Annotated in this window: 8 protein-coding genes; 3 read left to right on the plus strand and 5 right to left on the minus strand. The window is 72.0% G+C overall.

Annotated features, from left to right (window positions below; translation table 11 throughout):
- Positions 1 to 94: 94 nt before the first annotated feature.
- Together ACGFIK_RS03850 and ACGFIK_RS03855 are read right to left on the minus strand one after the other, a co-directional pair.
- Positions 95 to 2,062: an acetoacetate--CoA ligase gene (locus ACGFIK_RS03850; RefSeq protein ID WP_327022651.1), complete on the minus strand. Its 1,968-nt coding sequence runs from the start codon at positions 2,060 to 2,062 to the stop codon at positions 95 to 97.
- A gap of 177 nt (positions 2,063 to 2,239) precedes the next feature.
- A complete protein-coding gene (locus ACGFIK_RS03855; RefSeq protein WP_327022652.1) occupies positions 2,240 to 2,755 on the minus strand; it encodes a hotdog domain-containing protein in 516 nt (171 codons plus the stop codon).
- Between the two features lie 23 nt (positions 2,756 to 2,778).
- Here ACGFIK_RS03855 and ACGFIK_RS03860 point away from each other — a divergent pair, with 23 nt between their 5' ends.
- Entirely contained in the window at positions 2,779 to 3,435 is a 657-nt protein-coding gene (locus tag ACGFIK_RS03860) for a hypothetical protein (RefSeq protein WP_327022653.1), read from the plus strand.
- A 133-nt stretch (positions 3,436 to 3,568) separates the two neighbouring features.
- Here the strand turns inward: ACGFIK_RS03860 and ACGFIK_RS03865 are convergent, their stop codons facing one another.
- A complete protein-coding gene (locus ACGFIK_RS03865) occupies positions 3,569 to 4,732 on the minus strand; it encodes an acyl-CoA dehydrogenase family protein (RefSeq protein ID WP_327022654.1) in 1,164 nt (387 codons plus the stop codon).
- A gap of 251 nt (positions 4,733 to 4,983) precedes the next feature.
- On the opposite strand from ACGFIK_RS03865, the gene ACGFIK_RS03870 reads away from it, so the two are divergent.
- Complete coding sequence (locus ACGFIK_RS03870; protein WP_327022655.1) at positions 4,984 to 6,411, plus strand: UDP-glucose/GDP-mannose dehydrogenase family protein; 1,428 nt, start codon at positions 4,984 to 4,986, stop codon at positions 6,409 to 6,411.
- Positions 6,412 to 6,668: 257 nt separating this feature from the next.
- Positions 6,669 to 11,606 carry an SCO7613 C-terminal domain-containing membrane protein gene (locus ACGFIK_RS03875; protein ID WP_327022656.1) on the plus strand — a complete coding sequence of 1,646 codons (4,938 nt, stop codon included), beginning with the start codon at positions 6,669 to 6,671 and terminating at the stop codon, positions 11,604 to 11,606.
- A 159-nt stretch (positions 11,607 to 11,765) separates the two neighbouring features.
- On the opposite strand, the gene ACGFIK_RS03880 is transcribed toward ACGFIK_RS03875, so the two are convergent.
- Positions 11,766 to 12,767: a MerR family transcriptional regulator gene (locus ACGFIK_RS03880; protein WP_327022657.1), complete on the minus strand. Its 1,002-nt coding sequence runs from the start codon at positions 12,765 to 12,767 to the stop codon at positions 11,766 to 11,768.
- A gap of 34 nt (positions 12,768 to 12,801) precedes the next feature.
- Complete coding sequence (locus ACGFIK_RS03885; protein ID WP_327027256.1) at positions 12,802 to 13,512, minus strand: HEAT repeat domain-containing protein; 711 nt, start codon at positions 13,510 to 13,512, stop codon at positions 12,802 to 12,804.
- Between the last annotated feature and the right edge of the window lie 174 nt (positions 13,513 to 13,686).

Raw genomic sequence — 13,686 nt, forward strand, 5'->3', positions numbered from 1 at the left:
CCCGTTGATCATGAGGTTAGCGGCAGTTGTCGATCTTTAGAGTGCCGCTAACCTCATGATCAACCCGGACTGGGGTGGGGGTGGGGTGGAGGGGTTAGGGGGTGCGGTGGTGGGCGAGGGTGGCGAAGGCGGTGAGGGACTCGGGGTTGGCCAGGGCGCCCTTGGCGGCGGCCTGGTCCACCGGGGTGCCGGTGAGGATCTTCTTGACCGGGACCTCTAGCTTCTTGGCGGACAGGGTGCGGGGGACCGCGCGGACCTGGTGGATCTCGTCGGGGACGTGCCGGGGGGACAGGGCGGTACGCAGCTCCCGGCAGATCTTCTTGCGCAGCTCGTCGTCCAGGGTCAGCCCGTCGGCGAGTACGACGAACAGCAGCAGTTCACCGGCGCCGCCCTCGTCGTCCTCCAGGTGCACCACCACCGAGTCGACGACCTCGTCCAGGGCCTCCACCACGGAGTAGAACTCGGCGGTACCCAGCCGTACCCCGCCCCGGTTCAGGGTGGCGTCCGAGCGGCCGGTGATCACACAACCGCCGCGCGAGTTGACGGTGATCCAGTCGCCGTGCCGCCACACCCCCGGGTACACGTCGAAGTACGCCTCCCGGTAGCGGACCCCGTCCGGGTCGTTCCAGAAGCCCACCGGCATGCTCGGCATCGGCTCGGTGATCACCAGCTCGCCGAGTTCACCGAGCACCGGAGTGCCGTCGGCCGAGCGGGCCTCGACCTTGGCACCCAGGGCCCGGCAGGTGATCTCACCGGCGTACACCGGCAGCAGCGGCACCCCGCCGACGAAGCCGGTGCACACGTCCGTGCCCCCGGACAGGGACTGGAGTTGCAGGTCGCTGCCGACGGTGTCGTACACCCAGGTGAAGCCCTCCGCGGGCAGGGGCGCACCGGTGGAGCCGACCCCGCGCAGCGCGGACAGGTCGGCGATCTCGCGGGGCACCAGGCCGGCCTTGCGGCAGGCCAGCAGGAACGGCGCGGAGGTGCCGAAGTAGGTGGTGCCGGACTCCTGCGCCAGCCGCCACAGGGCGCCCAGATCGGGGTGGCCCGGGTTGCCGTCGAACAGCACGATCGCCGCACCCACCGCCGGGGCGGAGACCAGGAAGTTCCACATCATCCAGCCGGTGGTGGTGAACCAGAAGAACCGGTCCGCCGGGCCCAGGTCGTGATGCAGGGCGAGCATCTTCAGGTGCTCCAGCAGGATGCCGCCATGCCCGTGCACGATCGGCTTGGGCAGGCCGGTGGTGCCGGAGGAGTAGAGCACGTACAGCGGATGGTCGAAGGGCACCGGGGTGAAGGTCAACGGCTCGTCGGTGGCCGCCGCCAACTCGGCCCAGGACAGGGCACCGTCCGGCGGGGCCGCCGCCGGGTCCAGGTAGGAGATGCCGACGGTGTGCCGCAGCGACGGCAGGGCCGCCCGGATCGCGGCCACCTCCGCCGACCGGTCCACCGGCTTGTCGCCGTAGCGGTAGCCGTCCACCGCCACCAGCACCTTGGGTTCGATCTGCTGCCAGCGGTCGGTGACGCTGCGGGTACCGAACTCCGGCGCGCAGGAGGAGAAGATCGCCCCCAGGCTCGCGGTGGCCAACATCAGCACGTACGTCTCGGGGATGTTCGGTGCGTACGCCGCCACCCGGTCGCCGGTGCTGACGCCGAGGCGGCGCAGCCCGGCGGCCACCCGGCGGACCTGGTCGCGCAGTTGTCCGGCGGTCAACACCTCCGGCTCCCGGGTCTGCCCGTACGCGAGCACGATCGGATCCTCGTCGGCCCGACCGGGCATCCGCAGCACGTTCTCGGCGTAGTTGAGGGTGGCGCCGGGGAACCAGCGGGTGCCGGGCATCTCCCGACCGGACATTGTGGCCGTCGGCGGGGTGTGCGCGATGACCTCGAAGTGGTCCCAGATCGAGCGCCAGAAGGCGTCCAGATCGGTCACCGACCACTGCCAGAGTGCCTCGTAGTCGGCGAACTCCAACCCACGGTGCTCGGCCAGCCAGCGCAGGTAAGCCCCGATGCGTGACCGTTGAAGCACGTCCGCCGGCGGCGTCCACAGCACGTCAGTCACTGCTCACTCCTCCCCTGGCCCGGCACGGCGCTGTGCCATGGGCCGTGGCGCCATCTTGCCCTACCCGAAGCGCCATTCTCCGCAGCCGGGCCCGCCGGACGCATGTGCCCGCACCACACGAGCAGCCCCGCCCGGGTGGGACGCAGCCGGGCCGAGGCCGCTCACCCAGCTAAGGCCTCACCCGGCCCGATGGGCCTGGATGGCGCGACGGCGGGCCAGGCGGTGCTCCCGGCGGATCTCCGCCTCCCGCCAGCGCCGCTGGTCCTCCGGGGTCTCCGGCAGCACCGGCCGGACCGGCCGTGGCGCCCCGTCGACCTCGACGCCGACGAAGACGAGGTACGCGGTGGCCACCCGCACCGGCTCCTGCTCGGCCGAGTCCCAGCGCTCGGCCATCACCCGTACGCCGATCTCCATCGAGGTCTGCCCGGTCCAGTTCACCTGGGCGTACGCGTGCACCAGGTCCCCCACCCGGACCGCCTCGGAGAAGACGATCTCGTCGATGGCGGCGGTGACCGCCGTACCACCGCTGTGCCGGGCTGCCGCCGCGCCGGCCACGTCGTCGACGAACTTCATCAACACGCCGCCGTGCACGGTTCCGTAGAGGTTCACGTCGATCGCGGTCATGATCCGACTGAGCGTGACCCGGGAGTACGACGTCGGTTTACCTGGCATGGCGGAGGGGTGCTCGGTCATGTCGAAAACGGTACGGTGCGCGGATGCGACATCTGTGGAGCTTCCTCGCCGGTCTGGTGGTGGCGCCGGTCACCTGGGTGTTGGTCACTCTCGGACAGGACGGGTCGGCCGGCACGGTGAACCGGTGGGTGGAGATCGGCACCGCGAACACGGCCAATCTCATCGAGCCAGCCGTCTACCTGGCCGTCGGCGGCATCGTGCTGGGCCTGCTGGGCACGTTGCGCATCTCACCGCTCGGCGCGCTGGTGGCCGGGCTGCTGCTGGTCACCCCGTACATCGGGATGTTCGTCACGCCGTTCCGGGTGCGGGACCGCATCCCGGCGGACTGGGAGTTTCTCGGCGACCCGCTGCCGCTGCGGCTACCGGTGGAGAACGGCACCCTGTTCCTGATCGGCATGCTGCTGCTGGTGGCGACCTTCAGCGGCCAACGCTGGCGCCGCTGGCCACAGCCAACCACCGCCGCACCGGCGCCGACCTCGACCCCACCCCCGGCCACCCCGGACCCCGAGCAGACCCTGACCGACTGGTCGCCGGAGCCGAACGACCAGGACACCGGCCCCCTCAGCCTCGGCTACCCGGACCCCACCCCGACCGAACCACTCCCCCGCCGCACCGGCCACACCTCCCCCTGGTCAGCCCCACCCGGCAACCTCCCCCGCCAAGACAACACCCCCCACTAACCCCACCCCCGCCCCCACCCCCACCCCAGCCCGGGTTGATCATGAGGTTGGTGGCACTCTGGAGATCGACATCTGCCGCTAACCTCATGATCAACGGGGGTAACCGGGGTGGGTGGGGAGGGAGGGTTGCGGGTTAGGGCTTCAGGAGTTGGCGGGCCATTACGATGCGCTGGACCTGGTTGGTGCCTTCGTAGATCTGGGTGATCTTGGCGTCGCGCATCATCCGCTCGACCGGGTAGTCCCGGGTGTAGCCGTAGCCGCCGAGCAGTTGTACCGCGTCGGTGGTGATCTCCATGGCGGCGTCTGAGGCGAAGCACTTGGCTGCCGCGCCGAAGTAGGTAAGGTCGGCGTCGCCGCGCTCGGAGCGACCGGCGGCGGCGTAGGTGAGCTGCCGAGCGGCCTCCAGCTTCATGCCCATGTCGGCGAGCATGAACTGCACTCCCTGGAACTCCGCGACCGCCTTGCCGAACTGCTTGCGCTCGGCCACGTATCCCTTGGCGTAGTCGAGCGCGCCCTGGGCGATGCCGACAGCCTGGGCGGCGATGGTGACCCGGGTGTGGTCCAGGGTCTGCATCGCGGTGGCGAAGCCGGTGCCCTCGGCGCCGATCATCCGGTCCGCCGGAATCCGCACGTTGTCCAGGTAGACCTCGCGGGTCGGGGAGCCCTTGATGCCGAGCTTCTTCTCCGGGGCCCCGAAGCTGACCCCCGGGTCGGACTTCTCGACCACGAAGGCGGAGATGCCCCGGGAGCGGGCGCCCGGGTCGGTGACCGCGAAGACGGTGTAGAACTCGGAGACACCGGCGTTGGTGATCCACCGCTTCACGCCGTTGAGCACCCAGTGATCACCGTCACGGACCGCCCGAGTGGTCATCGACACCGCGTCGCTGCCGGCCTCCGGCTCGGACAGGCAGTACGAGAACATCGCCTCGCCGGCCGCGACCGGGGTCAGGTACCGGCGCTTCAACTCCTCAGAACCGGCCAGCAGCAGGGGCATGGTGCCCAGCTTGTTCACCGCCGGGATGAGGGAGGACGAGGCACAGGCCCGCGCCACCTCCTCGATCACGATGGCGGTGGCCAGGGCGTCCGCCCCGGCGCCGCCGTATTCGACCGGGATGTGCGGGGCGTGGAAGTCTGCGGCACGTAGGGCGTCATACGAGGCCTTCGGGAACTCTCCGGTCTCGTCCGCCTCAGCGGCGTGTGGTGCCACCTTCGCCGCGCAGACCTCACGGACCGCCTCCCGGATCGCCTCATGCTCCTCGGGCAACCGATATGCGTCGAACGACTGATCTGCGGCCATGTCGGCCCCTCCCCTTCACGGCTATCATGCGCTGTCTGTAGCGTCACAGAGACGCCCACCGCGCAGACTGAAGGATAGCGACTACAGCTCAGCCGATGTTACCGGCGCGTAGGCTTGGTCTTCCCGAAGCACGACGCCGCTCGGCGATGATGGATGACAGAACCATAGGAATTTCCCCTCCGGTGCCGGGCCAGGCGCCGCTGCGGAACGCGACGCGATTGCGCGCCGCCAGTGCGAGCGGAGAGACAGGCGTGACCATCCCGTATCCGACCACTCAGCCGATGCCCGCCTTCGCCGCGGTGACGCCCCCCTCGGGTGCTCCCCGCCCTCGGGTGACCTTCCTCGGCACCGGTTATCTCGGTGCGACGTACGCCATCTGCTACGCGGAACTCGGCTACGAGGTGCTCGGGTACGACGTCGACCCGGACAAGATCGCCAAGCTGAACGCCGGCGAGGTGCCGATCCACGAACCCGGCCTGGACGAGCTGCTGCGACGCAACCTGGCCGCCGGACGCCTGCGGTTCAGCACGGACATCGCCGAGACCGCCGACTTCGGTGACGTGCACTTCATCTGCGTGGGCACCCCCCAGCGCGCCGACGGCATGGGCGCCGACCTGTCGTACGTCGAGGCGTCGGTGACCAACCTGGCCCGGCACCTGACCCGCAAGGCGTTGATCGTCGGCAAGTCCACCGTCCCGGTGGGCACCGCCGACTGGGTAGAGCAACTGGTCGACAAGCACGCCTCCGCCGACCTGGGGATCGAGGTCGCCTGGAGCCCGGAGTTCCTCCAGGAGGGCTTCGCGGTCGACGACGTACTGCGCCCGAACCGGATCGTGGTCGGCGTCAAGAGCGAGTGGGCCAACAGCATGCTCTACGCCGCCCACAAGGGGGTCTTCGACCTGGCCGCCACCGAGGACCGTGAGGTCCCCCTGGTGGTCACCGACTTCGCCACCGCCGAGCTGGTCAAGGTAGCCGCGAACGCCTTCCTGGCCACCAAGATCTCCTTCATCAACGCGATGGCCGAGGTCTGCGAGGTGGCCGGCGGCGACGTCACCCAACTGGCCCGAGCCATCGGCTACGACCCCCGCATCGGCAACCGGTTCCTCCAAGCCGGCCTCGGCTTCGGCGGCGCCTGCCTACCCAAGGACATCCGCGCCTTCCAGGCCCGCGCCCAGGAACTCGGCGCCGGCGAGGCACTGCGCTTCCTGCACGAAGTAGACCTGATCAACCTGCGCCGCCGTACCCGGGTGCTGCACCTCGCCGCCGAACTCCTCGACCGCCGCTACGGCCCCGCCGGCCCCGACCTGTCCGGCACCCGCATCGCCGTGCTCGGCGCCACCTTCAAACCCAACACCGACGACGTACGCGACGCCCCCGCCCTCGCCGTCGCCGCCCTGCTACACAAAGCCGGAGCCGACGTCCACGTCTACGACCCCCAAGGCGTCGACAACGCCCGCCGAGCCGCACCCGAACTCACCTACGAAGCCGGCATGGCCGAGGCGGTGACCGACGCCGACCTGGTCTGCGTACTCACCGAATGGGCCGACTTCCGCAACGCCGACCCGAACGCCCTGGGTGAACTGGTCACCGGACGACGGGTGATCGACGCCCGCAACTGCCTGGACTCGACACTGTGGACGCAGGCTGGCTGGGAGTACCGGGGGTTGGGTCGGCCCTGATCTTGGTTGTCGGGTGGGTTTTCCGAGGGAGCCCACCCGCTCCGGGCGGTCAGGCTTGATCCCTGCGCGGGTGGGCTCCCCCGGAAAACCTGACTTCCACGGCCCCTTGGCCAGGGGTGTGGGGTGGCAGTTTTGGGGGCGATTCGGGGGTGGGTGCGGTTGTCGGGTGGGGGTGACCCGCCGACAAGTGTCGAATTCCGGGCGCGCATTGGGCATGCTGCGACAGTGGGAATCCACAGTGTGGGTGGAGGGGTGTCGTGGCGACCTTTCAGTGCTCCTCGTGCGGCCGGGAGATCAAGCCAGCGGTCCGCTGCCCGCGCTGCGGTGCCCACCAGCCACAGTGGGCCGAGCATCTGGCGGAGATCGAGCGGTCCATCGCGGAGATGAAGGCCCGTGAGGCCGCCATCGCCAGCGAACAACGGCAACTGGCCTCCAAGATGCAGGCCGCGATCTTCCAGCGGGACACCCTGGCCCACGCCGGCAGCGTAGGTGAGGGCCGGGTCAAGCAGACCAACCGCCCGCGTCGGGTGCTGCGCCGTCGACCGGCGTACAAGTCGCCGGGGGGCGCCACGGTCCCACCGGTACGCGGCAAGCCGGCCGGGGGCGATCCACCGCCACCACGGGTGCCCCGGCAGGGCCCCTCCGCCGGTACGGAGGATCTGCCGCCGACCACCCCGGTGTGGCTTGACGCCGACGACCCGGAGCACCCCCCGGAGGCCTCCTCGCGGGAGGTCCAGAACATTCCCCTGGGCCTGGGTGCCCTGCTGCTCGGTGTGGCTGCGGTGGTCTTCGCCGTGCTCGCTACCAGCTCGATGGACGCCCTGACCCGCCTGGGCATCCTGCTGCTGGCCACCATCCTCATGCTGCTCGCCCCGCCGGTGCTGACCCGGCGCGGGCTGACCTCCACCGCGGAGACCATCGCCGCGGTGGGGCTGCTGCTGGTTCCGCTAGCCGGGTACGCGCTGTGGGCGGTGGACCGGATCGGCGGCGACGGCTCCGGGGCGATCTTCGCCGGGGTGATCTTCGCGGTGACCGCCGCGGTCTCCGTCGGATACGCCGGACTGACCCGGCTGCGCGCCCCCCGCTTCGCCGCCGTGCTGGCCGCCCAGCCGGTGGTCCCGCTGTTGGCGTACGAGCAGGTCAGCGGCCCGGCCGGCTGGGCCCTGGTGTTGACCGTGGTGGCCGTGCTGGACCTCTGGTTGGCCCGGTCCCCGATCACGGTGCAACAGCCGGTCGTCGAACCGGTGCCGGAGACGGCCCCGGATCAGGCGAGCACCCCCCGCCAGCGGCAGGCCGACGGGCGTCCCGAGGGTGCGCCGGAGGAAGCCGGTGAGGTGATCGACCCCACCGCCGGCACCCCGGTCGCCCCGTCGGTACGACCGGTGCCGGGGCTGCGGGAGCTGACCTGGGCCCTGCACGGGGTCGCCGTCGTACTGGCCCTCGGGTACGCGGTGACCGCCCTGCTGCGCACCGACACCGTGCCGGGCGCCACCGGCGCCGGTCTGGTGCTGCTGCTGGCCGCCGCCGTGTGCCTGGTCGGCACCCTGCTGCTGCGGCGTCCACCGCTGCCCGACATCGGCGCGGGGGTGCTCACCCTGGCCGTCATCGGCGCCCTCGGCCGGATCGCCTCGGTGGCGCTGCCGGGCCGTTCCCTGCTGCTGATCGCGGCCGTCATCGCCGCCACCGGCCTGGTGGTACGGGCGGTGCCGGAGTCCGCCCGACGCGGGCCACAACTGGCCAGCGCGGTGGCGCTGACCGTCAGCGGAGTGGTGGTCGCCGGCAGCGCCCTGCGCGCCGGGATCGCGCCCGTGCAGGCCGCCCTACCGGCCTGGGCGGCGGACCTCGACCGGTACCCGGCCGAGTTGGCCGCCGCGGTGGGACCGGCCGCCTGGCAGTTGGCCGCCAGCGCCTTCCTGCTGACCGTGGCGGCCGTGGTGGCCCTGCCCCCGGAGATCCGCCGCGAGTTCGCGGTGACCGGTGCCGCGCTGACCGCCCTGGCCGTACCCGCATCCTTCGGGTTGAGCTGGGCGATGGCGCCCTGGCCGATGGTGCTCACCGCGATCGCCATCGGGGCGATCGGGTTGTCGGCCCGGACGAATCGGGCCGCCCTGGCGCACGCGGTGGCGGCTGCCGGGGTCGGTCTGGTCGGCGCCGGGGCGGCACTGGCCCGACCCGCTCTGACCGCCGCCGTACTGCTCACCCTCGTCCTGGCCGGGGTGCTGATCGCGGTGGCCCCCCGGATCAGGGTGGCACCGGCCGCCGCCGACGAGATCTCGGCCTGGGCGGCCGGCGGGGCGGCGTTCGCCCTGCCCGGGGCGGTGGCCGCCTTCGTCGCCACCCTGGCCCCCGACGAACCGGCCCTGACCCCGGCCAGTCTCCAGGCGGCGACTGTACCGGTGCTGGCTGCCAGCTTCCTGGCCGTCTGCGTCACCCTCGGCTACACCGCGATCGTGCAGGTGTCCCAGCGGAATATTCCGGTGCCCCTGTCGGTCGGCACCGGCCTGGGCGCCCTGGTGGTCGCGGCGGCCGGATTCGGTTCACCCGGTGCCACCGTGGCCGACGCCTGGGTCAGCGCCTTGCTGTTGGTCTCCGCCGTCCTGCTGTTCCTGGCCCCGTCGATCGACGCCGGCCGACGCGCCGACCTGACGATGGACGGCTCCGACCTGGCCGCCGCCGCGGTGACCGCGGCCCTGGTCGCCACCCTGCTGCGGATCGGCACGGTGCTCGCCCCCGGCGGGCAGCTGGCGGTCGCCGCCGCGCTGGTCCTGGTCGTCGCGGTGGCCGCTCGGGCGATGCCGGAACAGTGGCGACGCGGTCCGGTGCTCGGCCTGGCTCTCGGCGGGGTGCTGATCGGCCTGCTGGCCGGCTGGATGGCCCTCCGGGGTGGGGTCGGTGTCCTGGCGACCCCCGGCCCGATCTGGAACGGCGACCTCAGTGGATGGCCGGCCGCTCCGACCGGCGGCACCACCTGGCAGGGCCCGATCGCCCTGGCCCTGCTGGCGCTCGCCGCGGCCATCCTGCTGCCGTCGCCCTGGCGCTACGACGTGTCCGGGGCGGCCGTGGTGCTCGCCACCATCGGGGCACCGGCCGCCTTCGACCTGTCCTGGTGGTCGCCGGTCCTGATCGGAGGCATGGTCGCCGCCGTGTACGCGATGGCCGCCGTCCCCGCCATCGACCCCCGGGCGGCCCTGTCCAGGATCACCGTCGCCGGGGTGATCGCCCTGCATGCCGCCGGTGCCGGCCTGGTCCGGCCCTGGACCACGGCGCTGGCCTTGACCAGCATCGTGGTGATCGGTGTGGCGGTGGCCGGGCTGGCCCGTACGACCGCTGGGTCCCTCATCGAGGACATCCGGACCGAGGGGATGCCCCCGCATCTGGCGCAGATCGGTGGGGCGGCCGTGGGGGCGGCCCTGCTGGCCCTGCCGGGTGCCACGGCCGCGTTGGCCGCCGAGTTCGGGCACGCCCCGCAGACGATCCTCACCGCCAGCCTGGCCGCCACCAGCCTGGGTCTGGCCCTGATCGCCGGAGTCCGCTGGCAGGTTCCGCAGTATCTGCCCTGGGCCAGCGCCGGGGTGGTCGGCGGTGCGGTGGTGACCGCGCTGGCCGCCGTACCCCTTGGTCTGCCGGTCGGTGTCTACGCCGCCGCGGCCGCTCTGCTGGGGGTGCTCGCCGAACTGGTCCGGGAGGCCACCGATCCGCCCGCCGATCCGATGCAGCCGGTCCGCCGCTGGACGGTGCTGCTCGACGGGGCGATCCGACGGCCACCGGATGACGGGCTGCGCCGTCGGTGGCGGGTCAGCCCGGCTGCGGGGGCCCTGGCCGCTGCCGCCCTGCCTACCCTGCTGGCGCTGATCTCCATCGCTCCGGCGCTGATCGCCGCCCTGGTGGACCCGATCCGTACCCTCCGTCAGGTCTGGCAGGGCCCTCCGCCGGAGTTGCTCGACCCACCGGCGGCGGCCGTCAACCCGACCCATGTGCTGACCGCGCTGCTGCTGACCATGACGGCCGCGCTGGCGGCCAGCGGCTTCAGCGCGGGTCGGCGCTCCCGGGCGGTGCCGGTGGTGCTGCCCGGTGCCGCGATCACCCTGTTGATCGCCCCGATCGCGTTGGGCAGCGGCTGGCCGACGAGCACCCGTGCCGCACTGGTGGTGTTCACCATCTCGATGCTGGGGCTGGCCCTGACCCCACCACCCTCCCTCGTGGAGCGGGCCCGCTCGTTGCGGCTGGCCCGGGTACTCGTCTTCCTGATCGGCCTGGCGGCCGGCGGGGCGGGCCTGGCCGGCAGCCTAGCCACCCGGGACCTGACCCTGCTGAGCCTCGGGGGTGCCGTCGGGGTCGGCGTGGTGGCGGCCCTGTTCGGCACCACCTCCCGGGCCCGGATCCTCGGCTGGTTGTTCGCCTCCCTGATGGCGCAACTCTTCGTGCTCACGGCGGGTCTGGTGGCCGGGCTCGCGGCGGTGTGGTCCGCCTTCGGGGTGCTCGCGGTGGGTGCCGCCCTACAGGTCTTCGCCACCCGACTGCCCCGGCTGCGTCGACCCGAGGCACGGGTGGAGGCCGCCACGGTGGAATGGAGCGGCCATGCCGCCGCCCTGATCGCGCTGGCCCTGGCCTTCGACTCACCACGGCACATCGCCGCCCTGCTGGCCGGCTGGGGTGCCATGCTCGGCATCGCGGCCATGCGGCCGGGGCGTCGACCGGTGGAACGTCGGATCCTGTTCTGGGCGGTGGTGATCTGCGAGATCACCGCCTGGTGGATCCTGATGTGGGTCGCCGAGGTGGCCCTGCCCGAGGCGTACACCCTGCCCTTCGCCGCCCTGGCCCTGCTGGTCGGCGTGCTGGAGTTGCGGCAGCGACCGGACATGAGCAGTTGGGTGGCGTACGGGCCGGCGCTGGTGGCCGCCTTCGTACCCACCCTGGCGATCGTGCTGGCGACCGATTCGAGCACCCTGCGCCAGGTGCTGCTGCTGCTCGGTGCGGTAGCCGTGCTGGTCTTCGGGTCGATGAGCCAGCAGCAGGCCCCAGTGATCGTGGGCGCGGTGGTGACCGCCATCGCGGCGGTGCACGCCCTGTTCAGTCTCGGGCCGTGGCTGGCGTTGATCCCGGTCGGCTTCCTGCTGCTGATCCTCGGTGCCAGCAACGAACGCCGTCGCCGCGCCCAGGAACGCCTCCAGACCGCCCTGCGAGGGATGCGCTGACCTGCCCGCTGCCCTGATGACTCGCTCCGCGCTCAGCCTCGCTGCCCTGCTTGTAGCCTGACCGCTTCGACGCGCAGCCTCACTGCTGGGCGCGCAGCCTCACTGCTGGGCGCGCAGCCTCACTGCTGGGCGCGCAGCCTCACTGCTGGGCGCGCAGCCTCACTGCTGGGCGCGCAGCCGGAGGAGGTGGGCGGCGGTGTGTGCGACGACCGGGTCGGGGTCTGCTGTCAGGCCCGTGAGTGCCTGGGTGGCGGTGTCCCCCGGGATGTCCGCCAGCGCCGCCACCAGCCGTCGACGGATGGCGGGATCACCGGCGGCATCCAGGCGGCCGACCAGCCGGGCGGCGATCTGATCCGCCAGGGTCGCCTCCCCCGCCAACACGCTCAGAGCATCGGCGGCCTCGACGTCATCGACCGCCTCGACGACCATGTCGACGAGGGTGGGGACCGCCTCGGCGACCCCACGGGCCCCGAGCGCCAGGGCCGCGTACCGGCCGACCCCGAGGTCCGCGTTGGCCAGGGCCTCCCGCAACAGTACGGTCGCCGCAGCGCTCGGGATCTCGGCGATGGCTTCGACGGCACGTCTGCGTACCTCGACGCCCGGTGCGTCGAGGCCCTCCGCCAGCAGGGCCAGTCCCCCGTCGCTCGACTGCGCCAACGCCCAGCGCAGGGCTCCGGCGACGTTCGGGTCCTCCTCGCTCAGCACCGCCTCGACCAGGGCCTCCACCGGCACCGGGGTGGCTCGCCGCGACGACAGGGCCGCGCGTTGGCGTTCACCCGGACTGTCCGACCTCAGTCCCTGCAGGAGGGCGACAATCTGGAGCACCTCGGCCCAGTCGGCGGGTTCCACGGCACCGACCCGCCGCAGTCGGGTGAGCAGTTCCGTCTCGGCCGCGATGCGTGCCCGGGTCTGCCGGATGAGGTCGTCCACCAGTGCCGCGGGCGCGAAGCCGGGTTCGTCCAGGGCCCGCCGGACCTCCCGCAGGGACAGCCCCAGTGAACGCAGGCTCTCGATGTGGAAGATCCGCCGGATGTCCTCGTCGGAGTACTCCCGATAGCCGGTCCCGGTACGACCTGTCGGCCGCAGCAGCCCGAGGGCCTCGTAGTGCCGGAGCATCCGGGCACTGACCCCGGACCTGCCGGCCACCTCACCGATCAACACCGCCGGTCACCCCTCCTGGCCGTACCCCTCCTGGCTACCCAGCTTCCTCGCCGCCGGTCTCCTTGCCGCCAGCTTCCTCGCTGCCAGTCTCCGGGTCGGAGGTCTCCGGGCGGGCTGGGCCGAGTGCCACAATCCGTTTCGCCTCCTCGACGGCGAAGTCGAAGCCGGTGTCCGGGTCGTGCCAGAGCCGTTCGGTGGCGATCGCGTGCTGGCGTACCCGCGGGTCAGGATCGGTCATCGCGGCGTGCAGCACCGGCATGATCGCCTCGCCGAGCGCTACCAGCGCCCGACTGAGGCTCAACTGGGTCTCCCGCTCGCCACGCCCGAGCTGCGACGCCAGCACCCGGACCAACCCGGATGACTCACCTTCCGGCACGAGTACGACCGCGGCCCGCCAGGCGCTGCGTGCCACCTCGTCGTCAGCGTCCGTCAGCAGCGCTGGCGTGATCGCCGGCCAGGCCCGCCGGTCCCCGATCTTGGACAGCGTGTGCAACGCCTGACTGCGTGCCTGCCCAGACCCCGAGTCCAGCTCCTCGATCAGCCGGGGGACCGTCACGGACGCCGACTGTCGGGTGAGCGCCCAGGTGAGCATCTCGCGCACGAAGAACTCCGGCTCGACCCCACACCGCTCGACGAGCACGTCCACGAACTGCGGCTCCGGAGTAGTCCCGGCCGCCAACGCCACCCGCAACCGCACCGACGAACTGCCGTGCGCCAATCCCGCCCGCACCCGCCCCGCCTGCATACCCCGCTCCGACTCGACCACGACGGATCACCCCCGCGCCCAGTCCACCCCTTCTCACAATGTCAAGGTCAACCCCACCCCCAACACCGCCAGCCCACCATCCCGCCGAAACAGCGGGAAGACAGGGCCAGGAACCCGCCACTCCGGCGAAACGGCGGGATACACAGCAGCAGA

The organism is Micromonospora sp. NPDC048871, from assembly GCF_043198155.1.
In the GTDB taxonomy this organism is placed as follows: domain Bacteria; phylum Actinomycetota; class Actinomycetes; order Mycobacteriales; family Micromonosporaceae; genus Micromonospora.

Coding starts and splice junctions, on each gene's coding strand:
- ACGFIK_RS03855 (WP_327022652.1), bottom strand. CDS start 2,755: ATGACCGAGCACCCCTCCGCCATGCCAGGTAAACCGACGTCGTACTCC.
- ACGFIK_RS03860 (WP_327022653.1), top strand. CDS start 2,779: ATGCGACATCTGTGGAGCTTCCTCGCCGGTCTGGTGGTGGCGCCGGTC.
- ACGFIK_RS03885 (WP_327027256.1), bottom strand. CDS start 13,512: ATGCAGGCGGGGCGGGTGCGGGCGGGATTGGCGCACGGCAGTTCGTCG.
- ACGFIK_RS03865 (WP_327022654.1), bottom strand. CDS start 4,732: ATGGCCGCAGATCAGTCGTTCGACGCATATCGGTTGCCCGAGGAGCAT.